General features: G+C 71.6%; 20 protein-coding genes. 16 read left to right on the forward strand and 4 right to left on the reverse strand.

Annotated elements, in window-relative coordinates; all coding sequences use genetic code 11:
• Position 1 precedes the first annotated feature (1 nt).
• The 6 genes from pyrE (at position 2) to kynU (ending at position 6,195) form a co-directional block, all read left to right on the forward strand.
• A complete protein-coding gene (gene pyrE, locus OHS59_RS24260) occupies positions 2 to 553 on the forward strand; it encodes an orotate phosphoribosyltransferase (protein WP_328495510.1) in 552 nt (183 codons plus the stop codon).
• Positions 554 to 702: 149 nt separating this feature from the next.
• Positions 703 to 1,725, forward strand: coding sequence for a class II fructose-bisphosphate aldolase (gene fbaA, locus OHS59_RS24265; RefSeq protein WP_328495511.1), 1,023 nt, complete (start codon positions 703 to 705; stop codon positions 1,723 to 1,725).
• A gap of 200 nt (positions 1,726 to 1,925) precedes the next feature.
• Positions 1,926 to 3,383, forward strand: coding sequence for an MFS transporter (locus tag OHS59_RS24270; RefSeq protein ID WP_328499334.1), 1,458 nt, complete (start codon positions 1,926 to 1,928; stop codon positions 3,381 to 3,383).
• 126 nt (positions 3,384 to 3,509) lie between these two features.
• Positions 3,510 to 3,923, forward strand: coding sequence for a DUF3151 domain-containing protein (locus tag OHS59_RS24275; protein WP_328495512.1), 414 nt, complete (start codon positions 3,510 to 3,512; stop codon positions 3,921 to 3,923).
• Positions 3,924 to 4,103: 180 nt separating this feature from the next.
• A complete protein-coding gene (locus OHS59_RS24280) occupies positions 4,104 to 4,961 on the forward strand; it encodes a tryptophan 2,3-dioxygenase family protein (RefSeq protein WP_328495513.1) in 858 nt (285 codons plus the stop codon).
• Positions 4,954 to 6,195: a kynureninase gene (gene kynU / locus OHS59_RS24285; protein ID WP_328495514.1), complete on the forward strand. Its 1,242-nt coding sequence runs from the start codon at positions 4,954 to 4,956 to the stop codon at positions 6,193 to 6,195. Before OHS59_RS24280 ends, kynU begins: the two co-directional genes overlap by 8 nt.
• Before the next feature lie 217 nt (positions 6,196 to 6,412).
• On the opposite strand, the gene OHS59_RS24290 is transcribed toward kynU, so the two are convergent.
• Positions 6,413 to 7,063: a TetR/AcrR family transcriptional regulator gene (locus tag OHS59_RS24290; protein WP_328495515.1), complete on the reverse strand. Its 651-nt coding sequence runs from the start codon at positions 7,061 to 7,063 to the stop codon at positions 6,413 to 6,415.
• A 305-nt stretch (positions 7,064 to 7,368) separates the two neighbouring features.
• Between OHS59_RS24290 and OHS59_RS24295 the strand changes: the two genes are divergently transcribed.
• The 8 genes from OHS59_RS24295 to OHS59_RS24330 all read left to right on the forward strand — a co-directional run bounded on the left by OHS59_RS24295 (position 7,369) and on the right by OHS59_RS24330 (position 16,701).
• Complete coding sequence (locus OHS59_RS24295; protein ID WP_328495516.1) at positions 7,369 to 8,235, forward strand: alpha/beta hydrolase; 867 nt, start codon at positions 7,369 to 7,371, stop codon at positions 8,233 to 8,235.
• A 286-nt stretch (positions 8,236 to 8,521) separates the two neighbouring features.
• Entirely contained in the window at positions 8,522 to 9,544 is a 1,023-nt protein-coding gene (locus OHS59_RS24300; protein ID WP_328495517.1) for an alpha/beta hydrolase, read from the forward strand.
• Positions 9,537 to 10,847, forward strand: coding sequence for an acyltransferase family protein (locus OHS59_RS24305; protein WP_328495518.1), 1,311 nt, complete (start codon positions 9,537 to 9,539; stop codon positions 10,845 to 10,847). The genes OHS59_RS24300 and OHS59_RS24305 overlap by 8 nt, the downstream gene beginning before the upstream one ends.
• On the forward strand, positions 10,840 to 12,369 hold the full coding sequence (locus tag OHS59_RS24310) for a sensor histidine kinase (protein ID WP_443061490.1): 1,530 nt from the start codon (positions 10,840 to 10,842) through the stop codon (positions 12,367 to 12,369). Before OHS59_RS24305 ends, OHS59_RS24310 begins: the two co-directional genes overlap by 8 nt.
• A complete protein-coding gene (locus OHS59_RS24315; RefSeq protein WP_328495519.1) occupies positions 12,366 to 13,040 on the forward strand; it encodes a response regulator transcription factor in 675 nt (224 codons plus the stop codon). Before OHS59_RS24310 ends, OHS59_RS24315 begins: the two co-directional genes overlap by 4 nt.
• Before the next feature lie 139 nt (positions 13,041 to 13,179).
• The gene (locus OHS59_RS24320) at positions 13,180 to 14,526 is read left to right on the forward strand and encodes a sensor histidine kinase (RefSeq protein WP_328495520.1); all 1,347 of its coding nucleotides are present in this window, start codon (positions 13,180 to 13,182) and stop codon (positions 14,524 to 14,526) included.
• Positions 14,523 to 15,188, forward strand: a complete 666-nt coding sequence (locus tag OHS59_RS24325) for a response regulator transcription factor (protein WP_328495521.1) — start codon at positions 14,523 to 14,525, stop codon at positions 15,186 to 15,188. The genes OHS59_RS24320 and OHS59_RS24325 overlap by 4 nt, the downstream gene beginning before the upstream one ends.
• 295 nt (positions 15,189 to 15,483) lie before the next feature.
• On the forward strand, positions 15,484 to 16,701 hold the full coding sequence (locus OHS59_RS24330; RefSeq protein WP_328495522.1) for a cytochrome P450: 1,218 nt from the start codon (positions 15,484 to 15,486) through the stop codon (positions 16,699 to 16,701).
• Positions 16,702 to 16,823: 122 nt separating this feature from the next.
• On the opposite strand, the gene OHS59_RS24335 is transcribed toward OHS59_RS24330, so the two are convergent.
• Both OHS59_RS24335 and OHS59_RS24340 read right to left on the reverse strand, forming a co-directional pair.
• Positions 16,824 to 18,458, reverse strand: coding sequence for an ABC transporter permease (locus tag OHS59_RS24335; RefSeq protein ID WP_328495523.1), 1,635 nt, complete (start codon positions 18,456 to 18,458; stop codon positions 16,824 to 16,826).
• Entirely contained in the window at positions 18,455 to 19,375 is a 921-nt protein-coding gene (locus tag OHS59_RS24340) for an ABC transporter ATP-binding protein (protein WP_328495524.1), read from the reverse strand. The genes OHS59_RS24335 and OHS59_RS24340 overlap by 4 nt, the downstream gene beginning before the upstream one ends.
• Positions 19,376 to 19,518: 143 nt before the next feature.
• Here OHS59_RS24340 and OHS59_RS24345 point away from each other — a divergent pair, with 143 nt between their 5' ends.
• Positions 19,519 to 20,043, forward strand: coding sequence for a GbsR/MarR family transcriptional regulator (locus OHS59_RS24345; RefSeq protein WP_328495525.1), 525 nt, complete (start codon positions 19,519 to 19,521; stop codon positions 20,041 to 20,043).
• 259 nt (positions 20,044 to 20,302) lie between these two features.
• Here the strand turns inward: OHS59_RS24345 and OHS59_RS24350 are convergent, their stop codons facing one another.
• On the reverse strand, positions 20,303 to 21,205 hold the full coding sequence (locus OHS59_RS24350) for a diacylglycerol kinase (RefSeq protein ID WP_328495526.1): 903 nt from the start codon (positions 21,203 to 21,205) through the stop codon (positions 20,303 to 20,305).
• Positions 21,206 to 21,395: 190 nt separating this feature from the next.
• On the opposite strand from OHS59_RS24350, the gene OHS59_RS24355 reads away from it, so the two are divergent.
• Positions 21,396 to 22,682, forward strand: a complete 1,287-nt coding sequence (locus OHS59_RS24355; protein ID WP_328495527.1) for an adenylosuccinate synthase — start codon at positions 21,396 to 21,398, stop codon at positions 22,680 to 22,682.
• The last annotated feature ends 54 nt before the right edge of the window (positions 22,683 to 22,736 follow it).

Consider the following 22,736-nt stretch of genomic DNA (forward strand, 5'->3'; position numbering starts at 1 on the left):
CATGAGCGACGACGCACGCGGCGAGCTGCTGCAGCAGATCAAGGACAAGGCCGTGGTCCACGGCAAGGTGACCCTCTCCTCCGGGATCGAGGCCGACTACTACGTCGACCTGCGACGGATCACCCTGGACGGCGAGGCCGCCCCGCTGGTCGGCCAGGTGCTGCTCGACCTGACGGCGGACCTGGACTTCGACGCGGTCGGCGGCCTCACCATGGGCGCCGACCCGGTGGCCGGGGCCCTGCTGCACGCCGCCGCCGCGCGCGGCCGGCGCCTGGACGCCTTCGTCGTCCGCAAGGAGGCCAAGGCGCACGGCCTGCAGCGCAGGGTCGAGGGCCCGGAGATCGCGGGCCGCCGCGTACTCGTCGTCGAGGACACCTCGACCACCGGCGGCTCCCCGCTCGCCGCCGTCGAGGCCGTGCGCGAGGCCGGCGCCGAGGTCGTGGGCGTGGCGACGATCGTCGACCGCGCCACCGGCGCCGCGGAGAAGATCCAGGAAGCCGCCGGGGTCCCGTACCTCTTCGCGTACTCCAAGGACGAGCTGGGTCTCGTCTGACCCCGGTCCCGGGTGATCAGTTGTCCACAGGGTCGAACACCGAGGCCGGAGCATCCGGTCATGTCTGGAAAGATGGGGCCGACGATGACGTCGCCCCCTAGGTCAGGGTTCTCAGCAGAACGCCACCCGCACATACAAGGAGCGGACAGATGCCCATCGCAACCCCCGAGGTCTACAACGAGATGCTCGACCGGGCGAAGGCAGGCAAGTTCGCCTACCCGGCCATCAATGTGACCTCGACGCAGACCCTGCACGCTGCGCTCCGCGGCTTCGCGGAGGCCGAGAGCGACGGCATCATCCAGATCTCCACCGGCGGTGCGGAGTTCCTGGGCGGCCAGCACAAGAAGGACATGGTCACCGGCGCGGTCGCCCTCGCCGAGTTCGCGCACATCGTCGCCAAGAAGTACGACGTCACCGTCGCCCTGCACACGGACCACTGCCCGAAGGACAAGCTCGACGGGTACGTGCGTCCGCTGCTCGCGGTCTCCGAGGAGCGCGTCAAGGCCGGTCAGAACCCGCTGTTCCAGTCCCACATGTGGGACGGCTCCGCGGAGACCCTCGACGACAACCTGGCCATCGCCCAGGAGCTGCTGGCCCGCGCCGCCGCCGCGAAGATCATCCTTGAGGTCGAGATCACCCCGACCGGTGGCGAGGAGGACGGCGTCACGCACGAGATCAACGACTCCCTCTACACCACGGTCGACGACGCGTTCCGTACGGTCGAGGCCCTGGGCCTGGGCGAGAAGGGCCGCTACCTGCTGGCCGCGTCCTTCGGCAACGTGCACGGCGTCTACAAGCCGGGCAACGTCGTCCTGCGTCCCGAGCTCCTCAAGGAGCTGAACGAAGGCGTGGCGGCGAAGTACAACAAGCCGTCCCCGTTCGACTTCGTCTTCCACGGCGGCTCCGGCTCCACCGAGGAGGAGATCCGCACGGCCCTGGAGAACGGCGTCGTGAAGATGAACATCGACACGGACACGCAGTACGCGTTCACGCGCCCGGTCGCGGACCACATGTTCCGCAACTACGACGGCGTCCTGAAGGTCGACGGCGAGGTCGGCAACAAGAAGACGTACGACCCCCGCACCTGGGGCAAGCTCGCCGAGGGCTCGATGGCCGCGCGCGTCACCCAGGCCTGCGGCAACCTGCGTTCCACGGGCACGAAGATCAAGTAACCGCCCGTAACCCGTAGGCGTCTCGTAGCGTCTCGTAGGCGTTCTGTACGCGGGGCCCGGTTGTCCACAGGGACGACCGGGCCCCGCCGTATGTCCGTATGATCCGGAACATGGCTGCCCCAACGCCCCCACCGGACCCGCCGAAGGAGTCTCCGGCCCCGTCCCCGGACCCGTCCGCGTCCCCGTCCCCGGCCGTCCGGATGTCCTCCGCCTCGGGCAAGTGGATCCTGCTGACCACGGTCCTCGGATCGAGCATGGCGATGCTGGACTCGACCGTGGTGAACGTCGCGCTGCCGACCATCGGCCGCGACCTCGACGCCGACCTGGCCGGCCTCCAGTGGACCGTCAACGCCTACATGCTGACCCTCGCCGGCCTGATCCTGCTGGGCGGCGCCCTGGGCGACCGCTTCGGACGGCGGAAGGTGTTCGTCGTCGGCGTGGTCTGGTTCGCGGCGGCCTCCCTGCTGTGCGGTCTCGCGCCGAACGCGGGCGTGCTCGTCGCGGCCCGTGCGCTCCAGGGGGTCGGCGGCGCGCTGCTCACCCCCGGCTCGCTGGCCCTCATCCAGGCGTCCTTCCACCCGGACGACCGGGCGCGGGCCGTCGGCCTGTGGTCCGGTTTCGGCGGTATCGGCGCGGCCGTCGGCCCGTTCCTGGGCGGCTGGCTGGTGGACGGCCCCGGCTGGCGCTGGGTGTTCCTCCTGAACGTCCCGCTCGCCCTGCTGTGCGCCCCGATCGCCCTCAGACACGTACCGGAGTCGAAGGACGGCCGGGTGCACGGGCGCGGCTTCGACGTGCTCGGCGCCGCCCTCGGCGCACTGGCGCTGGCCCTGGTGACGTACGCCCTCATCGAGGCGCCGGGCGGCTCGGTGCCCGTGGTGGCGGTGACGGCGGCGGCCGGTGTCGCGGCGGGGGTCGCCTTCGTGGCAGTGGAGAAGCGGCGGGCCGACCCGATGATGCCGCTCGACATCTTCGCGTCCCGCCAGTTCACGGCGGTCAACCTCGTCACCCTGTGCGTGTACGCGGCCTTCGGCGGGTTCTTCTTCCTCTCCGCGGTCCAGCTCCAGGTGGTGGCCGGATACTCGGCCCTGGGCGCCGGTACGGCGCTGCTGCCGACCACCGTCCTGATGCTGCTGCTGTCGGCCCGCTCGGGCGAGCTGGCCCAGCGCATCGGCCCGCGCATCCCGCTCACCGTCGGCCCGCTGCTGTGCGCGACCGCGATGCTGCTGATGCTGAGAGTGGGCGAGGACGCCTCGTACGTGTCCGACGTGCTGCCCGCCGTCCTGGTGCTCGGCACCGGCATGGTGACGCTCGTCGCGCCCCTCACCGCGACCGTGCTGGCCTCCGTGGACACCGGCCGGGCGGGGCTCGCCAGCGGCATCAACAACGCGGCGGCCCGCGCCGCCGGTCTCGTCGCGGTGGCCGCGCTGCCGCTGCTGGCCGGGATGGGTGAGGAGGCGTACCGGTCGGCGGACGCCTTCGACGACGCGTTCCGGCGGGCCATGCCCCTGTGCGCGGGCATCCTGGTGGTGGGCGCGGTGATCGCCTTCGCGACCGTGCGCAAGCCCCCGCCGGGCTGTCTGCGCCCGGAATGCCTCACGCACGGCAGTGTGACGGCTCCGCCGCTGGAGCCGAACCGGTCGCGGGGGCGGCTGGAGTAGCCCGTCCGTGCCCCGTCCGTGCCCCCGCCCCCGGGAGCAGTCCATCTCCGTCCCGGGGGCAGCCCATCCCCGGGAGTAGCCCCCCGCGGAGCCCGCGACGGCGGCGGATAGCGCAAACTGGAACCCATGGCCATTCACGAGAACCTTCTCGGGGGACCGCCCCCGACCCACCTGCCCGACGACCCGGAGCCGCGCGAGCTCCTCGCGAACGGCACGGCGCCCGCCGATGTCGCCGCGAAGTACCCGACGTCCTCCCTCGCCTGGGCCCAGCTGGCCGACGAGGCGTACGAGCGCGGCAGCGTCGTCGAGTCGTACGCGTACGCCCGTACCGGCTACCACCGGGGCCTCGACTCCCTGCGCCGCGGCGGCTGGAAGGGCCACGGCCCGGTGCCGTGGGAGCACGAGCCGAACCGCGGCTTCCTGCGCGCCCTGCACGGTCTCGCCCGCGCCGCCCAGGCGATCGGCGAGCAGGCGGAGTACGAGCGCTGCGCGCAGTTCCTGAAGGACTCCTCCCCGGCCGCAGCCCAGACCCTGGGCTAGAGCCCCGGGCCGGTCCCACGAGCCCGCCGAGGGCCGCGTACGTGCAGGTCCGCCTGGTGTGACCAGGCGGACCTTGCGGTTTCGGGGCACGATTGTGGAGGATGCCGGTTGGGGACCGGGGCCCCCGTGTCGGAATTCGGCAGGGGCGGACCGCTACCCGGAGTACAGCAGGAGACAGCGATGTCCCAACAGGCTCAGCACGGCGAGGCCCACAAAACGGCTTCGGAGCCCGAGACCCCGCATCTCGACTTCCAGGGAACGACTCCCTACGAGGACTACGTCCAGGCGGACGTCCTGACCCACCTCCAGCACACCCTCTCCGACGACCCCGGAGAGATGGTCTTCCTGGTGACCACCCAGGTCATGGAGCTGTGGTTCACCGTCATCGTGCACGAGTGGGAGACCGCGGCGAAGGCGCTGCGCGAGGACCGGATACCGGTCGCGGTGGCGGCCCTGAAACGGTCGGTACGGGAGCTGGAGGCGCTGAACGCCTCCTGGAAGCCCCTCGGCCAGCTCACTCCGGCCCAGTTCAACTCGTACCGCAGCGCCCTCGGTGAGGGCTCCGGCTTCCAGTCGGCCATGTACCGGCGGATGGAGTTCCTGCTCGGCGACAAGTCCGCGTCCATGCTCGTGCCGCACCGGGGCGCGCCCCGCGTCCACGCCGAGCTGGAGAAGGCCCTGCACGAGCCGAGCCTGTACGACGAGGTGCTGCGGCTCCTCTCGCGGCGCGGCCACGCGATACCGCCCTCGGTCGTCCAGCGGGACGTCTCCGGTCGCTACGATCCCTCTCCCGAGGTCGAGGCCGTCTGGACGGACCTCTACGCGGGCGACGAGAGCTCCGAACTGGCCCGCCTCGGCGAGGCGTTGACCGATGTCGCCGAGCTGGTCTGGCGCTGGCGCAACGACCACCTGGTCGCCACCCGCCGCGCGATGGGCTCCAAGACGGGCACCGGCGGCTCGGCGGGCGTGGCCTGGCTGGAGAAGCGGGCCCGCAAGAACGTGTTCCCCGAGCTGTGGACGGCCAGGTCCCATGTCTGAGCCGGCCGGGGAAGCAAAGGGATCAAGAGAATCGCTTGAGGGCCGGGCGGCGGCGCTGGACGCCACCGACGAACTGGGCAAGCTGCGCGCGCAGTTCGTCCTCGACGACACGGTGTACCTGGACGGGAACTCGCTCGGCGCCCTGCCGCGCTCGGTGCCCGGCCGGGTCGAGGACGTCGTGCGCCGGCAGTGGGGTTCGCTGCGGATCCGGTCCTGGGACGAGAGCGGCTGGTGGACGGCGCCGGAACGGATCGGCGACCGGATCGCGCCGCTGGTGGGCGCGGCGCCCGGCCAGATCGTCGTCGGCGACTCGACCAGTGTGAACGTGTTCAAGGCGGTCGTGGGCGCGGTGCGCCTCGCCGGCGGGGGTGGAGAGGGCCGGGAGGGGGCGGGCGTCCGGGACGAGATCCTGGTCGACGCGACGACGTTCCCCACGGACGGCTACATCGCCGCGTCGGCGGCCCGGATGACGGGCCGCACCCTGCGCCCCGTGGCGCCGGAGGAGGTCCCGGACGCCCTGAGCGGACGCACGGCCGCGGTGCTCCTGAACCACGTCGACTACCGCACGGGCCGCCTGCACGACCTGCCGTCGCTGACGGCCGCGATCCGCGCGGCGGGCGCCGTGTCCGTCTGGGACCTGTGCCACAGCGCGGGCGCCCTGCCGGTCGGCCTCGACGAACACGGCGTGGACCTGGCGGTCGGCTGCACCTACAAGTACCTGAACGGCGGCCCGGGTTCACCGGCGTACCTCTATGTCCGCCGCGACCACCAGTCCCGCTTCGACTCCCCGCTGCCGGGCTGGAACTCCCACGCCGACCCCTTCGGCATGACCCCGGACCACGTACCGGCCTCCGGCGCCCTCCGCGGCCGCGTCGGCACCCCCGACATCCTCTCCATGCTCGCCCTGGAGGCAGCCCTGGAGGTCTGGGACGACGTCTCGATCGATGCGGTCCGCACCAAGTCCCTCGCCCTGACGGACTTCTTCCTCGAATGCGTCGAGGCGTACGTGCTCGATGGCGCCGTTGAGCCGGTGACACCGTCCGCCCACGCGGAACGGGGCAGCCAGGTCGCCCTGCGGTGCGCCGACGCGGGCCGGGTGATGCGACGCCTGATCGAGCAGGGCGTGATCGGCGACTTCCGCGAACCGAACATCCTGCGCTTCGGCTTCACACCGCTGTATGTCGGCTTCGGAGACGCGGAGAGGGCGGCGAGGATCCTGAGCCGGACGCTCTGACCCGTCCCGTACTCGGGGGCTCCGCCCCCGAACCCCCGGTCCTCAAACGCCGGACGGGCTGAGACGCAGCCGGACCGGCGGCCATCTCTTCAGCCCGTCCGGCGTTTGAGGACGAGCGCGCAGCGCGATACGGGGGCGAGGGGCGCAGCCCCATGCAGTGACGGGAAGGGTAGGGGCGGCGGGGGCGAAAAAAGCGCCTGCCCGCCCCCCGCCAGGGTCACCCCGTGACGACGAACACCCCGCCCCGCGCAGCGACGACCGCCGCCAAAGCAGCCCGCTCCGCCACCCCCACCGAGGGCGCAACCCCCGACGTGAGCAACGCGTAGTACAGCGGAGCGGAAACAGCCCGCACAACCTCCCCCGCGTCGGTCCCCACAGGCAACTCCCCCCGGGCGACCCCCTGTTCGACACACGGCGCCCACTCGGCGACCCGCACGTCGTAGAACGTCCGCAACGCCTCCGCCGTACGCGCATCGCACGCCGCGGCGGCAATCACCGCCCGGAACAACGCCCCCTGCCGAGGATCGGCGAGCGTACGGCACACCAGCGCGGCATTGGCCCGCAGATCCCCGAGCACGGAGCCCGTGTCGCTGCGGGGGAGCGACTCCTCGGCCATCTCACCGAGCAGGTCGGCGACGAGCCCGGTGACCGAGCCCCAGCGCCGGTACACGGTCGTCTTTCCCACCCCCGCGCGCCGGGCCACGTCCGCCAGGTCGAGATGGGCGAACCCCTGCTCGGCCAGCACGTCCCCGGCGACCCGCAACACGGCCGCACGGACCCGGGCGGTACGCCCACCGGGACGGACGGTGCCGGGCTCGGGCTCGGCCTCGGTTCCGGGCTCACCCTCGGCAGCGGGCGCGGCGGTCATGGCGTACTCCTTGCGACGAGGCAGGACGACGGGGGACAGGCTCAGGAAGGGCAGGTTCAGGGAGGGCAGGTTCAGGAAGGGCAGGTTCAGGAAGGGCAGGTTTTCGTGGAGGGACGTGGTGCTCCACCAGCGTAACGAAACACCAGGACCGTTTACCCCTCACCGAGCGTCACGGCCGCGTGTAGGCGCACGTCACCGGCCTGATACCGTCCCGCCAACGACCCGCGCCCCGGAGCATGTTGACGGGGAACTCGAAGAGTTCACGGGCCGGAGAACGAACACCGCACCGCTGAGAGGCTTGGAGCATGCCGGACGACGCCCGCGACGCCGCGGAGGAGGAGTCGGCCTTCTCCCATCCGCCCGTCGCCCCCGACGCCACCGCCGCGTACGGCGACCACCCCGACCAGGTCGTCGACTTCTACTCGCCGCGCGGCGGCGAGGAGTCGGCCCCGCTCGTCGTCGTCCTGCACGGCGGCGCCTGGCGGGCCCCGTACGACCGGCGGCACATCACCCCGTTCGCGGACTTCCTGGCCCGGCGGGGCTTCGCCGTGGCCAACGTCGAGTACCGGCGCGGCGGCACCATCCCGGCGCAGGGCGGAACGGGCCCGGTGGCGGGTCGCTGGCCCGACACCTTCGAAGACGTGGCGGCCGCGCTCGACGCGATGCCCGGTCTCGCACGGGAGGCACTGCCGGGAGCCGACGTGCGCCGGACCGTGGTCACCGGTCACTCGGCGGGCGGCCAGCTGGCCCTCTGGGCCGCCGCGCGCCATCTGCTGCCGGCCGACGCGCCCTGGTTCCTGGAGAGGCCCGCTCCGCTGCGCGGTGTCGTGGCGCTGGCCCCGATCGCCGACTTCACGGTCGCGGAAAAGCTGGACGTCTGCTCCGGAGCGTCCCTCCAACTGCTCGGCGGACAAGCGAAGTTCGAGGAACGGCAGCCGTACGCCGACCCGGCCCTGCTGCTCCCGACGGGGATCGCCACGACGCTGGTGCAGGGCACGACGGACGTGGTCGTGCCGCAGGCGGTCGCCGAGGCGTACGCGGAAGCCGCCGCGAAGGCCGGTGAGGTGGTGGGACTGACGCTTCTGGAGGACGTGGGCCACTTCCCGCTGATCGACCCGGCGGCGGACGCGTGCGCGGTGGTGGCGGAGGAGATCGCGCAGTTGGCCTGGTAGGACCGGCCCGGTTGGGCGCAGCCCACCAAGGGGCGCGGGGAACTGCGCGCCCGGCCCGGCCCCGGCGAAGCCGCAGACGTATACGCAGCGGTCCGCCCATCGGCGGGTGCGGCTGGTCGCGAGTCGCTCGCGCCCCCGGCGCTCGGCCCCGGTGATACCCGTAGTACCTGAGAGCTACGCAGCAGGTGGGTTCTCAGGCGGGACGCCGACTACGTGCCCTGATTCGTAACTTCCTGACCAGCGAGGCCCGATGAGCGGGCGCACTGGGCGGGGACGGGGACGGGTCATGACGTGGTGGGGGAACGCGGGGGAGGCATCGACGCCGAGCCGGGCATCGAGCCTTGCGCCGAGTAGGGAACGGCGGCCACCTCGACGGGGTCGCCTGCGCCGCGGACTGCTGGCCGCGCTGGTCACGGCCGCCGTGGTCGTCCCCGTCTCCGCCGCGGCCGCGCATCCGGAGATACCGGCTCCCGCCCCGGCCCGCATCGGCACGGTCACCGCGACCACCCTGGACAGGGCGTACGCGGCGAACCGGGCGAACGCCGCCGAGGCGTCCCGTATGGCCGCCGCCCACGGCGACCACGGCCGGGCGTCCGCCGTCCGTGCCATGGCGGACCCGTCCCGTCACCACCTCTCCTTCGATGCCCGCGGCTCCGGCCGTGCCGTGGAGGTCCTCGGTGACCTGGCGGAGGCCGACCGGGTGGCGGTCCTTGTACCGGGCTCCGACACGACCCTGGACACCTACGAACGCTTCCGGGAGGGCGCCCTCGCTCTGCACCACCGGCTCGGCGCGCGGGCCGCGGTGGTCGCCTGGCTCGGCTACGAGACACCCGGCACGATCAGCCCCGAAGTCCTCACCATGGGCAGGGCGGAGGAAGCGGGCCCCGAACTGCGCTCTTTCATAGGCCAGTTGAGAGGGCTGAACGACCGAGCCAGGATCTCCCTGCTCTGCCACTCGTACGGGACTGCCGTGGGCGCCCGCGTGGCGAGCGGCCCCGACATCTCCGACCTGGTGTTCTTCGGCAGCCCCGGCACCGGCGCGGGGTCCGTCGCCGAACTCCGCACGACGGCCCGGGTGTGGGCCGGCCGTGGCGCGGACGACTGGATCGCGGACGTCCCGCACGGCGAGGCCGACCTCTTCGGCACGACGGTCGGATTCGGCACCGACCCCGTGTCCCCGGCTTTCGGCGCCCGTGTGTTCGCGGCGGGCGACGGCGGCCACAGCGACTACTTCAGGCCGGGCTCGGAGTCCTTGGAGAACCTCGCCCGGATCGTCCTCGGCCGGACCTCGGAGGTGACCCGTGCCTGAGGCGATACGCCGTACCCGTACCCGTACCCGTACCCGTACCCGTACCCGTACCCGTACCCACAGCCGCACCCGCACCCGTACCGGCGCTGCTGCCGTCACGGGCGTCGGATCCCGTGCGCGGGCAGCCGCTGTCGCCGCCGCCGAGCGGGCCGACGCGGCGACACCCGCGGACCGGGACCGCAGCGTCGACGCCCTGCGGGCCTTCGCGATACTCGGCGTCGTGCTGGGCCACTGGCTCGTCACCGCCCTGGTCGCCGACGGCGGCACCCTCCACACGTTGAGCCCGCTGGCACACATGCCCTGGCTGGCGCCCGTCTCATGGGCATTCCAGACGCTGGCCGTGTTCTTCCTGGTGGGCGGGCACGTGGCGACCAGGAGCCACGCGTCGGCACGGGCGCGCGGCACGACCTACGGACGGTGGCTGCGTACGCGGCTCTCCCGACTCTTCAAACCGGTGGCCGCCGTGCTCGGACTCTGGACCGTGGCCGCGGCCGGGCTGCTTCTGACGGGCGCCGACATGGGCACCGTCCACGCACTGCTGAAGCTGGTCCTGTCACCGTTGTGGTTCCTGCTGGTCTTCGCCGGGCTGACGGCACTGACCCCGCTGGTGACCCGGATCAGCCCGCTGTGGCCGCTGGCCGTCGTTCTCCACGTGGACCTCGTCCGGTTCGGACTCGGCGGCCCGCCTTGGCTGGGCTGGGTGAACGTGGCGGCGGGCTGGCTGGTGCCCTTCACCCTGGGCGCGGCCTGGACCCGCGGCGAGCTGACCCGGCGTTCCGGCTGGGTGCTGCTCACGGGAGGCGGGGTGATGACCGCGGTGCTGGTCGCGTGGGGCGGATATCCCGCGTCGATGGTCGGGGTCCCCGGTGCCACGATCTCGAACCTCGACCCGCCGACCCTGGCCGCCGTCGTCTTCGGCACGGCCCAGTGCGGTCTCGCCCTGCTCCTGCGGGAGCCGTTGCGGCGGGCGATGCGACGGCCCGTGCTCTGGGCGGGCGTGGCGTTCGTCAATCTCTCCGCGATGACGATCTTCCTGTGGCACCAGACGGCACTGATGTCGGTCACCGCGACCGGCCTCCTCACGGGCCGGCTCCCCGGCCTGCACACCCTCCCCGACGACATCACCTGGGTGGCGTTCCGCCTGATCTGGCTCCCGCTCTTCGCCCTGGCGCTCACGGTCTGCTGGGCCGCCTTCCACGGCTACGAACAGGACCACGGCCGTGCCCGGCGGGCCCGCCGGCCGTCACGCGTCGTCCGCGTCCACCGCCGCACAGCGGGAGGGAAGGAGGCCCGCCGTGCCTAGAGTTGACGGCGTGGACGATGCCCAGGCAGCGAACGGCACCCCCTCCGCCGTGCCCCCGGACACCCGCGCCGCCACGCGTGGGACCGGTCGCCGGGAGGGCTCCGAGGACGCCGGGGACGCCGCTCGACAGGCGCGCCCACCCCGCCCGTCCCGCGCCGCTCGCGCACGGGCAGTCGTCCGGAGTTTTTTCGGCACCGTCCGTACGGGGCTCTGGGACGGCGCCCCCGCCCCGCTGCTGCCGCTGTCCCGCCCCCGCCGGCTCCGCTGGCTGCCGCACGTGATCGTCTCCCTCATCGCCCTCGGCGTCGCACTCGCCAACACCGACGCCATGAGCAACGGCTACCGGCTGGGTGTGGAAGTGGGGGTGCTGACCGGGTTCGCACAGGGCGTGGCGCTCGTACTCGCCCTGTGGCGGCCCGTCCCGGCCTGGTGGCTGTCGCTGGGCGGCACCGTCGTGGCCGGCGTGGCAGCGCCGGCGAACCTGGTGGGCACGCAGGCGCCGGGCCCCAACTGGCCCTGGAGCGTGCCCGCGATCACCGCCCACGCCCTCGTCCTGCTCTTCCTCGCGCTGCGGATGTCCTCCCACGTGGCCATAGGGGCGCTGGCCCTGACCGGCCTGGTGACGTTCGTCGTCGAGGGCATCATCGGGGGCGGTCCCTACACCGCGACGGGCGTCACCGCGGTCACCGTCTTCGTGGTCGCCGTCCTCCTCGGCACCGCGCTGCGCGGCAGCCGCGAGGCCCGCACCCAGCTCGTCGAACAGGAGTCCCTGACAGCCGAGGAGCGCTCCCGGCGCACCCTCCTGGAGGAGCGCAGCCGCATAGCCCGCGAGCTGCACGACGTGGTCGCCCACCACATGTCGGTCATCTCCATCCAGGCGCAGGTCGCCCCGCACCTGGTGGACAACCCCTCCGACGAACTGATGGAGAACCTCGACGGCATCCGGGAGAACGCCCTGGAGGCGCTCACCGAACTGCGCAGGGTCCTCGGAGTGCTGCGTTCGGAGAACCCGGAGGACCCGTACGGTCTCGGCGCGCCCGGCACCGGCGCCGCCCCGCACGCTCCGCAGCCCACCCTCGACCGCCTCGACGCCCTGGTCGAGAACACCCGCGCCGCCGGGCTGACGGTGATCACCGAGACAGAGGGCGACCCGCTCCCGCTGGCGCCCGGCGTGGAGCTGTCCGCGTACCGGATCGTCCAGGAGGCGCTGAGCAACGCGTTGCGGCACGCGCCGGGTTCCGTGGTGCGGGTGGAGCTCACGCACTTCCCGCGCGGTCTGCAGATCCGGGTCGTCAACTCCGCGCCGAGGAGGGCCGCCCCGCCCTCGCCGGGCGCGGGCCACGGTCTGCTGGGGATGCGTGAGCGGGCGATGATGCTCGGTGGCACGCTCATGGCCATGGAGACCTCCTGCGGCGGGTTCACGGTGGCGGCGTTCCTTCCCCGAGCCGGCACCGCCGCTGCCGACGGCCTCTTTCCCGGCAACTCCCCAGGTCCCACGAACCCCACTGGAGACACCTCATGACGAGCGGCAGCATCCGCGTTGTCATCGCCGACGATCAGCAGATGGTCCGGCAGGGTTTCACGGTGCTGCTCAACACCCAGCCGGACATCGAGGTGGTCGGTCAGGCGGTGGACGGCCTGGACGCGATCGCCAAGGTCGCCGAACTCGCCCCGGACGTCGTCCTGATGGACATCCGCATGCCCGAACTCGGCGGCATCGAGGCCACCCGCCGCATCACCTGTGAGACCCCGCAGATCAGAGTCCTGGTGCTGACCACCTTCGACCTCGACGAGTACGTGTACGACGCGCTGCGGGCGGGTGCCTCCGGGTTCCTGCTGAAGGACGCGTCGGCCGACCAGCTCGCGGAGGCGGTCAGGATCGTGGCCGCCGGTGACGCGCTTCTCGCGCCGGGGATCACCCGTCGTCTCATCGCGGAGTTCTCCCGGCTGGGCTCCGCGCCCCGGCCCCCGCTCAAGCAGCGCGTCGGCGAGCTGACCGAGCGCGAGACGGAGGTCCTCGCCCTCATCGCGCAGGGCCTGTCGAACGCGGAGATCGCCGAGCGGCTCTTCGTCGCCGAGCAGACCGTGAAGACCCACGTGGGCCGCATCCTGGTGAAACTGGGTCTGCGGGACCGCACCCAGGCGGCGGTGTTCGCGTACGAGTGCGGGCTGGTGCGCCCCACCGGCTACTGAGTCACCGGGCCATCGGGCCACCGGCCACCGGGGCACCGGGCCACCGGGCACCGGGATACCCGTAGTACCTGAGAGGGAGGCCGAAGGACCCTTCTCACTGGTGACGACCACCACCCCCGCCTCGGCCTACGGTTTGAAGGTGACCGAGACGACCCAGACACAGACGACACTGCCCGGCGGCGGCCGGCCGCGGAGCCCCGAGTTCCAGTTGGCGGTGGACGTATCGCGAGGGCTGCGGCAGGACCTGTTCCACGACGCCTTCGCCCTCCACCCGCTGCCGAGGATGCGCGTGGACGGGCCCATCACCCGAAGGCTGCCGCCGCGCCTCCAGGAGCGGGCCACCCGGCTCCCGCACGCCCTGGTGGTGCTGGCCGGCGTGCTGGCGCTGCTCATATCCCTCGCGGGCAACGGTGGCGGCGATCTGGCGCAGTTCCTGACCGGCCTCCTGGCGCTGGGCACGATCTCGCTGACCCTGCTCAGGCCCGTCGGCGCCTTCTGGGTCTCCTCCGTGGTGACATTCGTGATGGCCCTCTTCGACGCCGGCGGCGGCGGTGACTGGCCCTGGCGCCCCGGCGCCTTCGCGACCCACCTGATCGTGCTCACGGTCGCGGCGATGCGGACCAGGCCCCGCACGGCGGCGTGGATGTGGGCGTTGACCGCCGCCTACGGTCTCTTCGCGGAAGTCCTCTTCGGCAGCGGGCACTACTACACGAACACCATGCCCTTCCTGTTCGTGAGCGCGCTGGCCCTGCTGGTCGTCACGGTGTGGCACGTGCGCCGCGAGGCCGCGCAGAAGGTGACCGCCCAGCAGACGGTGACCGCGCACGAGCGTTCCAAGCGGACCCTTCTCGAAGAGCGCACGACGATCGCCCGCGAGCTGCACGACGTGGTCGCCCACCACATGTCGGTGGTCGCCATCCAGGCGGAGGCCGCGCCCTACCGCGTGGAGAACCCCCCGCCGGAGCTGGAGTACGCCTTCAAGGTGATCAGGGAGAACGCGGTCATAGCGCTCTCCGAGCTGCGCCGGGTGCTCGGGGTCGTACGGGCCGAGGACTACGAGGCCCCGGACGCCCCGCAGCCCAAACTCGCGGACCTGGACCGCCTCCTGGAGAACGTGCGTGACGCGGGCCTCCAGGTGGACAAGACGGTCACGGGAGCGGTGCGGGAGCTGCCGCAGGGCGTCGAGCTGTCCGCCTACCGAATAGTCCAGGAGGCGCTGAGCAACAGCCTGCGCCACGCGCCGGGCGCCGGGGCCAAGGTGGAGGTCGGCTATGTGCTCGGCGGACTCGGGCTGCGGATCGTGAACGGTCCGGCGACCGGGCTGGTCAAGCCGTCACCGGGCGCCGGGCACGGCATCACCGGCATGCGGGAGAGGGTGTCGATGCTGGACGGGGAGATGACGGCGGAAGCGACGGACGACGGGGGCTACGAGGTGGAGGTCTTCCTGCCGGTGACGGCGGCGGCGTCGACGGAGGACACGGCATGACCATCCGGGTGGTGATCGCCGACGACCAGATGATGGTCCGTGAGGGATTCTCGGTACTGCTCGGCGCGATGCGGGACATCGAGGTCGTGGGCGAGGCGGTCAACGGCAGGGAGGCGGTCGACCGGGTCAGGGAGCTCGCGCCGGACGTCGTTCTGATGGACATCCGGATGCCCGAGATGAACGGCATCGAGGCGACGCGCGAGATCGTGGCGGCGGACGGCACGGCGAAGGTGCTCGTGCTGACGACGTTCGACCTCGACGAGTACGTGTACCAGGCGCTGCGCGCCGGGGCGTCGGGCTTCCTCCTGAAGGACGCCTCGGCCCAGCAGCTCGCGGACGGGGTGCGGGTGGTGGCGGCCGGTGAGGCACTGCTGGCGCCCTCGGTGACGAAGCGGCTGATCACGGAGTTCTCGAAGATCTCCGAGGAACCCCGCCTGTCGGCGACCGCGCACGCGGCGTACGGGGACCTGACCGACCGGGAGACGGAGGTGCTGGTCCTCATCGCCCAGGGCCTGTCCAACGCGGAGATAGCCGGCCGCCTGGTCGTGGCCGAGTCCACCATCAAGACCCACGTGAGCCGCATCCTGGTGAAACTCGGCCTACGAGACCGCACCCAGGCAGCGGTCTTCGCCTACGAGGCCCGCCTGGTAACCCCAGCCTGACCCCAATGCTCCCAGACTCGGGACAACCCTTAAGGGGCGCGGGGAACGGCGCAATCTTTTCGTCTTTCAGGGGCGCGGGGAACGGCGCAATCGTTTCGTCTTCAAGGGGCGCGGGGAACGGCGCAGTCCTTTCGTCTTCAAGAGGCGCGGGGAACGGCGCGACCGGCCCCCACGGCCCCGCAGACGAAAACGAGCCCCCCAGGCGGAGCCGGAGCCGCGGAGCCGGAGCCGCGGAGCCGGAGCCAAGGACAGACGGCCCTGTCCAGACAGGGACACCACCGGCTAGCGTCCGCTCATGGCAGCCATCACCCCCAAGTCCTTCAACCCCTGGGACCAGACCTTCGTGGCGGACCCGTACCCCGCGTACGCGGAACTCCGCGCCCACGGCAGGGCCCACTACTACGAGCCCACGAACCAGTGGCTGATCCCGCACCACACGGACGTGTCGACGCTGCTGAGGGACCGCAGGCTGGGCCGGACCTACCAGCACCGGTTCACGCACGAGGACTTCGGACGGACAGCGCCCCCGCCCGAGCACGAGCCGTTCCACGTGCTCAACGACCACGGCATGCTCGACCTGGAACCGCCGGACCACACCCGGATCAGGCGGCTGGTGTCGAAGGCGTTCACCCCGCGTACGGTCGAGCGACTGCGACCGTACGTGGACCGGCTGGCGTCCGAGCTGGTGGGCGAGCTGGTCGCGGAAGGCGGCGGCGACCTGCTGACGGTCGTCGCCGAACCCCTCCCGGTGGCGGTGATCGCGGAGATGCTGGGGATCCCGGAGTCCGAGCGGGCGCAGTTGCGGCCCTGGTCGGCGGACATCTGCGGGATGTACGAGCTGAGCCCGTCCAAGGAGACGGCCCGGAAGGCGGTGCGGGCGTCGGTCGAGTTCACCGAGTTCCTGCAGGAGCTGATCGCCGTGCGGCGCAAGGAGCCCGGGGACGACCTGATCTCGGGGCTGATCGCGGCGTACGACGAGGGGGACCGGCTCACCGAGCAGGAGATGATCTCGACCTGCGTGCTCCTGCTGAACGCGGGCCACGAGGCGACGGTGAACGCCACGGTGAACGGCTGGTGGGCGCTGTTCCGGCACCCGGAGCAGCTGGCGGCACTGCGCGCGGACCGGGGGTTGGTGGGTACGGCGGTGGAGGAGCTGATGCGGTACGACACCCCGTTGCAGCTGTTCGAGCGGTGGGTGCTGGACGAGATCGAGGTGGACGGGACGGTGATTCCGCGGGGGAGCGAGGTGGCGCTGCTCTTCGGGGCGGCCAACCACGACCCGGCGGTGTTCGCCGAGCCGGAGGTGTTGGACCTGTCGCGTGCGGAGAACCCGCACATCTCCTTCAGCGCGGGTATCCACTACTGCATCGGGGCGCCGCTCGCCCGGATCGAACTCGCGGCGTCCATGGGGGCGTTGCTGGATCAGGCTCCTTCGCTTCGGCTCGCGGCCGAGCCTTCGCGGAAGCCGAACTTTGTGATCCGGGGGTTGGAGGGGCTGCTTGTCGAGGTCTGACGGGTGAGGTCCGACAGGTGAGGCCGGACCGGTGGGGTGGGGGGCGGTGCGGAGTGTGTCTGCGGGTGCGTCGTGGCTGGTCGCGCGGTTCCCCGCGCCCCTGAAAGATCGGGGCGGGACCCTCACCCCGTCGTCAGGTCCCGGCGCCGGAGTGCTGCCGAGCCCGCCGCCACCAGGGCAGCCGCGATCGCCAGCAGCACCAGTACCGGTGGCCATGTCATCTCGCCGCCCGGGAGCTTCGGGAGGTGGCCGAAGGGGGAGAGGTCCAGCACCGCGGCGGGGAGGTCCAGGGCCGGGCCGATCCAGCCCAGGAGCAGCGCGGTGCCGGCCACCGCCCACGCGGCCGGAGCGACCCGCGGAGACACTCCGTACAGGAGTACCGTCAGGGCGCCGATGGTCCAGATCGCGGGGAGTTGGACCAGGCAGGCGCCCATAACGGGGCCGAGGGACCGGCCGTAGCCGGCCGCCAGGCCGAGGCCGCCGAGGAGCATGATCAGTACCGCTCCGCCGAAGGCGATCGTCAGGTGGCCGCCGGCCCAGCGCAGGCGGCTCACCGCGCCCGCGAGGACCGGTTCCGCGCGCTGGGAGGTCTCCTCGCCGTGCAGTCGCAGCACGGACTGGACGACGTACAGCGCGGCGACCATGCCGAGCATGCCGACCATCGTGGCCAGGAACGCGTCGGTGATGCCGGACTGGCCGCCCATGCGCTCGATGATCTCCCGGGTGCGTTCGTTGTCGCCGACCAGATCCGTCGCACCCTTCGTCACGCCGCCGAAGGCCGCTCCGGCGGCGAGGAAGCCGAGACTCCAGCCGAGCACGCTGCCGCGCTGCAGCCGCCAGGCCAGCGCGCCCGCCGTCCCGAGGCGGCCAGCGGCGGGGCCGGGCCGGGTCGGCAGGAAGCTCATGCCGACGTCGCGGCGCCCGGCCAGTTCGTAGGCGGTCGCGCCCTGGAACAGGATGGCGGCGGCGAACAGCAGGAGGACCCACCAGCGTTCGTCCGCGAAGGCCCGCAGGTTCTCCAGCCAGCCGACGGGGGACAGCCAGGTCAGTACGGCCGAGCCGTCGCTCACCGAGGAGTCGCCGGCCGCCCGCAGGACGAACGCGGCGCCCAGCAGGCCGCCCGTCAGTCCCTTCGCGAGCCGTGCGCTCTCCGTGAGCTGGGCGACGATCGCGGCCATCGTGGCGAAGACCATGCCGACCCCGGCCGTGCCGAGTCCCAGTGCCAGGGCGCCCGACGAGCCCTGCCCGGCGAGACCGGCGGTGATGAGCAGCGCGAGGGCCGTGTTCGCGACGAGGGCGGCGAGGAGTGCCGCGGTCAGCGGCGCGCGGCGGCCCACCATGCCCGCCGAGACCATCTCCTGACGGCCGCTCTCCTCCTCGTCGCGGGTGTGCCGCACCACGACGATCAGGCTCATGATCCCGGCGAACACACCCGCGTACGCGCCGATGCGCCACGCCGTGAGAGCGCCGAGCGAGTCGCCGAACACCGGCCCGTACATGGCGCGCAGGGAGCCGTTGGTCAGCATCTGGTGGACGATGTCGGCGCGTTCGGCGGCCGTGGAGTACACGCTCTTCAGCGAGCCCGGCAGGGAGACCACCATCAGGGCGACGACCCCGACCCAGAGCGGGATCACCACCCGGTCGCGGCGCAGCGCGAGCCGCAGCAGGGTTCCGGTGCCCGCAAGGTGGCGCGAGCCCCTGCCTCGTACCGTGGCGGGCCGGGCGCCGGCAGTCTTCGAGGTCACGGTGGTGGTCATCGGGACACCGCCTCGGCCGGTACGTCCTCCTGGTAGTGGCGCAGGAACAGTTCCTCCAGGGTCGGCGGCGTCGAGGTCAGGGACCGTACGCCGGACTCGGTGAGGGACCGCAGTACGGCGTTCAACTTGTCGCTGTCCACCTGGAGCTCGACCCGGGTGCCCTGGATGTCCAGGTGGTGGACGCCCGGCAGGGCGGCCAATCCGCCGGGCGGGCCTGCGAGTTCGGCGGTGACGCTGGTGCGGGTGAGGTGGCGCAGATCGGCCAGCGAGCCGGTCTCGACCGTGACGCCCTTGCGGATGATGCTGACGCGGTCGCACAGCTCCTCGACCTCGCTGAGGATGTGGGAGGAGAGGAGGATCGTGCGGCCCCGGTCGCGTTCCTCCTCGACGCAGGACTGGAAGACCTCCTCCATCAGGGGGTCCAGGCCCGATGTGGGCTCGTCCAGGATCAGCAGGTCCACGTCCGAGGCGAAGGCGGCGACGAGGGCGACCTTCTGCCGGTTGCCCTTGGAGTAGGTGCGCCCCTTCTTCGTCGGGTCCAGCTCGAACCGTTCGATCAGGTCGGCCCGGCGCGCCGGGTCCAGGCCTCCCCGGCGGCCCCCGCGAAGACGTCCGTACAGGTCGATGACCTCGCCGCCGGACAGGTTGCGCCACAGCGTCACGTCACCGGGGACGTACGCGACGCGGCGGTGCAGTTCCACCGCGTCGGCCCACGGGTCCCGGCCCAGGAGCTGCGCGACGCCCGAGTCGGCGCGCAGCAGGCCCAGCAGGACGCGGATGGTGGTGGACTTGCCCGCGCCGTTCGGGCCGAGGAAGCCGTGGACCTCGCCGGTCTCGACCTCGAGGTCGAGACCGTCCAGAGCATGCGTGCCCCCGAACGACTTGTGCAGTCCGGAGACGCTGATTGCCTTCGTCATGATTCGGAACGTACGCTAATTTCACAAACTTGTGAAGTTAGGGAAGCGTATGAACGGCGCATAGACTCGACCGGAGCCGGGAGCAGCAGGCGGGGCGCAAGTGGCAGTGGCCAGTGGCAAGAGGCAAGGGAGAGGGTCGCGGGATGGCGGAACCGGGCGAGGCGGTACGGGGTGCGCGGGGCGAGGGTGCGGAGCGTGACGCCGAGGCGGTCTCGAAGTTCGTCGAGAGCTTCGCCGCGCAGCTAGTCGAGGCCGGGATGCAGCGGATGCCGGCCCGGGTGTTCGCCGCGCTGCTCTCCTCCGACTCCGGGACGATGACCTCGGTCGAGCTCGGTGAGCAGCTGCGGATCAGTCCGGCCGCCGTGTCCGGGGCGGTGCGTTATCTCGCGCAGCAGCACATGGTGTCCCGTGAGCGTGAGCCCGGGTCCCGGCGGGAGCGGTATCGGGTGCACAGCAACCAGTGGTACGAGGCGCTGACCAATCGCGAGACGATCATCAAGCGGTGGGAGCGTGCTCTGCGCGAGGGGGTCGACAGTCTTGGGGGTGAGACGCCTGCGGGGCGGCGGCTTGCCGAGACGCTCGCGTTCTTCGAGTTCGTCGATGGGGAGATCGCGTTGATGATGGATCGGTGGCGGGTGCATCGGGAGGAGCGGTTCGGTGACGGCTGAGGGGTTTTCTCGCCCCCGCCGCCCCTACCCTTCCCGTCACTGCATGGGGGCTGCGCCCCCTCGCCCCCGTATCGCGCTGCGCGCTCGTCCTCAAACGCCGGACGGGCTGAAGAATCCGCGGCCGAGCCGCGATCTCTCAGACCGTCCAACGACGCTTTCAGCCCGTCCGGCGTTTGAGGACCGGGAGTTCGGGGGCGGAGCCCCTGAGTCAGTGACGGGAAGGGTAGGGGCGGCGGGGGCGAAGATCCCCCCCCGGGAGTCATCCCGGCAGGGTGAGGCCCCAAGCCGCCTCCCGGACCGTCCACGTCCGGGTCCGCACAGGCCCCGCCACCACCGCGTCCGCCCGATACCGGAAATCCGCCCCGGACACGGTGATCGTCCGGGCGACAGCCTCCAGCAGCGCGGCCTCCGCGCCGACGGAGGCGGGCCGGATCTCGATCCGGGCACCGCTCCCGGCCCCTCCCGGAGTGATCGACACGGTTTCCACGGGCTGGTCCAGATCGATGAGGGTCCGCCCGTCGACCTCGACCCGCAGCCGGGTGGGCCCGGGCGAGGCGGACGAGGGCGTCCGGGCGGGCCGCGCGGCGAGCGTGCGGACGAGGGACTGGCAGGTCCGCAGCCAGTGATGGTGGTGGTGATCGTGACGGTGAGGGGAACCGTGCTTCTCCGCCGAGGACGCGGCCCCACCGGCACCCGAGCCGCCCCCGGCGTCTCCGCCCAACGGCGGGATCCGTAGCGCTCCCAGCACCACCCCGTCACTGTCGTCCACCAGCAGATCGAGCCGCCGCTCGGACCCGTCGAGCACGGCCCGGGCCGCCTCGACCGCCCCCATGGGCACCCCGAGGGCCCGCGCGAGCGACAGCGTCCCGTCGCCCACCCCCACGGGCACCAGGGACAGTGCACATCCGGCCAGCTCGCGCCGCCGGTGCAAAAGGGACACCGCGCGCAACAGCGCCCGGTCGTCCCCGATCACGACGGGTCGCCGCGACCCTCTCCGGGCCAGTGCCCGATCGAATTCCTCGGGCCCGTCGGGGAGGCACACTTTTGTCGTCGCACCCGCGCTGAGCACGTCTTTTGCGATCCGTACCGCCTCACCGTCACCGTGACGGGCGACCGGGTCGATGACCACCAGGAGCTGGTCGGAAGTCGCCACCTCGGTCATGCCTCGCTTCCTCGGGTAGCATCTTTGTGCAAGAGCCCCTTGCGCTATTGCGCCAGGGGCTTGGTCTATTCCGGGGCATCCGGTCCGACGGTCGCGGCCAAAGGTGGTCGCCGGCGTACGCAGCCGTATCAGAATCAGCCGCGTACGTCCCCGACCTTGGACATGCCCCGCCCGGAAGGGGTGTACGCGCGTGCCCGCACTTGTGCTGCTCGGTGCTCAGTGGGGTGACGAAGGCAAGGGAAAGGCCACCGACCTGCTCGGTGGTTCCGTGGACTATGTGGTGCGCTACCAAGGCGGCAACAACGCCGGCCATACGGTAGTCGTGGGCGATCAGAAGTACGCCCTCCACCTCCTCCCTTCCGGAATCCTCTCGCCGGGGTGCACCCCGGTCATCGGTAACGGAGTCGTCGTCGACCCATCGGTCCTGTTCTCCGAGCTGAACGGACTGAACGAGCGAGGCGTCGACACCTCCAAACTCCTCATCAGCGGAAACGCGCACATCATCACGCCGTACAACGTGACGGTGGACAAGGTGACGGAACGCTTCCTCGGCAAGCGGAAGATCGGCACGACCGGCCGGGGCATCGGTCCCACCTACGCCGACAAGATCAACCGTGTCGGTATCCGTGTCCAGGACCTGTACGACGAGTCGATCCTGACGCAGAAGGTCGAGGCGGCCCTCGACGGCAAGAACCAGCTCCTCACCAAGGTCTTCAACCGCCGCGCGATCGAGACCGAGCAGATCGTCGAGGAGCTGCTGACCTACGCGGAAAGGCTGCGTCCGTACGTCGCCGACACCGTCCTGCTGCTCAACAAGGCGCTCGACGACGACAAGGTGGTCCTCTTCGAGGGCGGCCAGGGCACGCTGCTGGACATCGACCACGGCACGTATCCCTTCGTGACGTCGTCGAACCCCACCGCGGGCGGTGCCTGCACGGGTTCGGGCGTCGGACCGACGAAGATCAGCCGGGTCATCGGCATCCTGAAGGCGTACACGACGCGTGTCGGTGCGGGCCCGTTCCCCACGGAGCTGCTCGACGAGGACGGCGAGGCGCTGCGCCGCATCGGCCACGAGCGCGGTGTCACCACCGGCCGTGACCGGCGCTGCGGCTGGTTCGACGCGCCCATCGCCCGTTACGCGACGCGCGTCAACGGCCTGACGGACTTTTTCCTCACCAAGCTCGACGTCCTCACCGGCTGGGACGAGATCCCGGTCTGTGTCGCGTACGAGATCGACGGCAAGCGCGTCGAGGAGCTTCCGTACTCGCAGACCGACTTCCACCACGCGAAGCCGATCTACGAGAACCTGCCCGGCTGGTCGGAGGACATCACGAAGGCCAAGACCTTCGCCGACCTCCCGAAGAACGCCCAGGCGTACGTGAAGGCGCTGGAGGACATGTCCGGCGCCCCGATCTCCGCCATCGGCGTGGGCCCGGGCCGCGACGAGACGATCGAGATCAACTCGTTCCTCCGGTAGGACCTGCCCGGTAGGACCTGCACGCCAGGACCTGCGGGAACGGCATACGAGAAG

Origin of the sequence: Streptomyces sp. NBC_00414 (assembly GCF_036038375.1) — a bacterium.
Classification (GTDB): domain Bacteria; phylum Actinomycetota; class Actinomycetes; order Streptomycetales; family Streptomycetaceae; genus Streptomyces.

What these genes read in the sequence shown, in the direction of transcription:
- OHS59_RS24270 (WP_328499334.1), top strand. Translation starts at nt 1,926, where the DNA reads ATGTCCTCCGCCTCGGGCAAGTGGATCCTGCTGACCACGGTCCTCGGA.
- OHS59_RS24345 (WP_328495525.1), top strand. Translation starts at nt 19,519, where the DNA reads ATGGCGGAACCGGGCGAGGCGGTACGGGGTGCGCGGGGCGAGGGTGCG.
- pyrE (WP_328495510.1), top strand. Translation starts at nt 2, where the DNA reads ATGAGCGACGACGCACGCGGCGAGCTGCTGCAGCAGATCAAGGACAAG.
- OHS59_RS24335 (WP_328495523.1), bottom strand. Translation starts at nt 18,458, where the DNA reads ATGACCACCACCGTGACCTCGAAGACTGCCGGCGCCCGGCCCGCCACG.
- OHS59_RS24350 (WP_328495526.1), bottom strand. Translation starts at nt 21,205, where the DNA reads ATGACCGAGGTGGCGACTTCCGACCAGCTCCTGGTGGTCATCGACCCG.
- OHS59_RS24315 (WP_328495519.1), top strand. Translation starts at nt 12,366, where the DNA reads ATGACGAGCGGCAGCATCCGCGTTGTCATCGCCGACGATCAGCAGATG.
- OHS59_RS24275 (WP_328495512.1), top strand. Translation starts at nt 3,510, where the DNA reads ATGGCCATTCACGAGAACCTTCTCGGGGGACCGCCCCCGACCCACCTG.
- OHS59_RS24340 (WP_328495524.1), bottom strand. Translation starts at nt 19,375, where the DNA reads ATGACGAAGGCAATCAGCGTCTCCGGACTGCACAAGTCGTTCGGGGGC.
- OHS59_RS24300 (WP_328495517.1), top strand. Translation starts at nt 8,522, where the DNA reads ATGACGTGGTGGGGGAACGCGGGGGAGGCATCGACGCCGAGCCGGGCA.
- OHS59_RS24280 (WP_328495513.1), top strand. Translation starts at nt 4,104, where the DNA reads ATGTCCCAACAGGCTCAGCACGGCGAGGCCCACAAAACGGCTTCGGAG.
- OHS59_RS24325 (WP_328495521.1), top strand. Translation starts at nt 14,523, where the DNA reads ATGACCATCCGGGTGGTGATCGCCGACGACCAGATGATGGTCCGTGAG.
- kynU (WP_328495514.1), top strand. Translation starts at nt 4,954, where the DNA reads ATGTCTGAGCCGGCCGGGGAAGCAAAGGGATCAAGAGAATCGCTTGAG.
- fbaA (WP_328495511.1), top strand. Translation starts at nt 703, where the DNA reads ATGCCCATCGCAACCCCCGAGGTCTACAACGAGATGCTCGACCGGGCG.
- OHS59_RS24295 (WP_328495516.1), top strand. Translation starts at nt 7,369, where the DNA reads ATGCCGGACGACGCCCGCGACGCCGCGGAGGAGGAGTCGGCCTTCTCC.
- OHS59_RS24330 (WP_328495522.1), top strand. Translation starts at nt 15,484, where the DNA reads ATGGCAGCCATCACCCCCAAGTCCTTCAACCCCTGGGACCAGACCTTC.
- OHS59_RS24290 (WP_328495515.1), bottom strand. Translation starts at nt 7,063, where the DNA reads ATGACCGCCGCGCCCGCTGCCGAGGGTGAGCCCGGAACCGAGGCCGAG.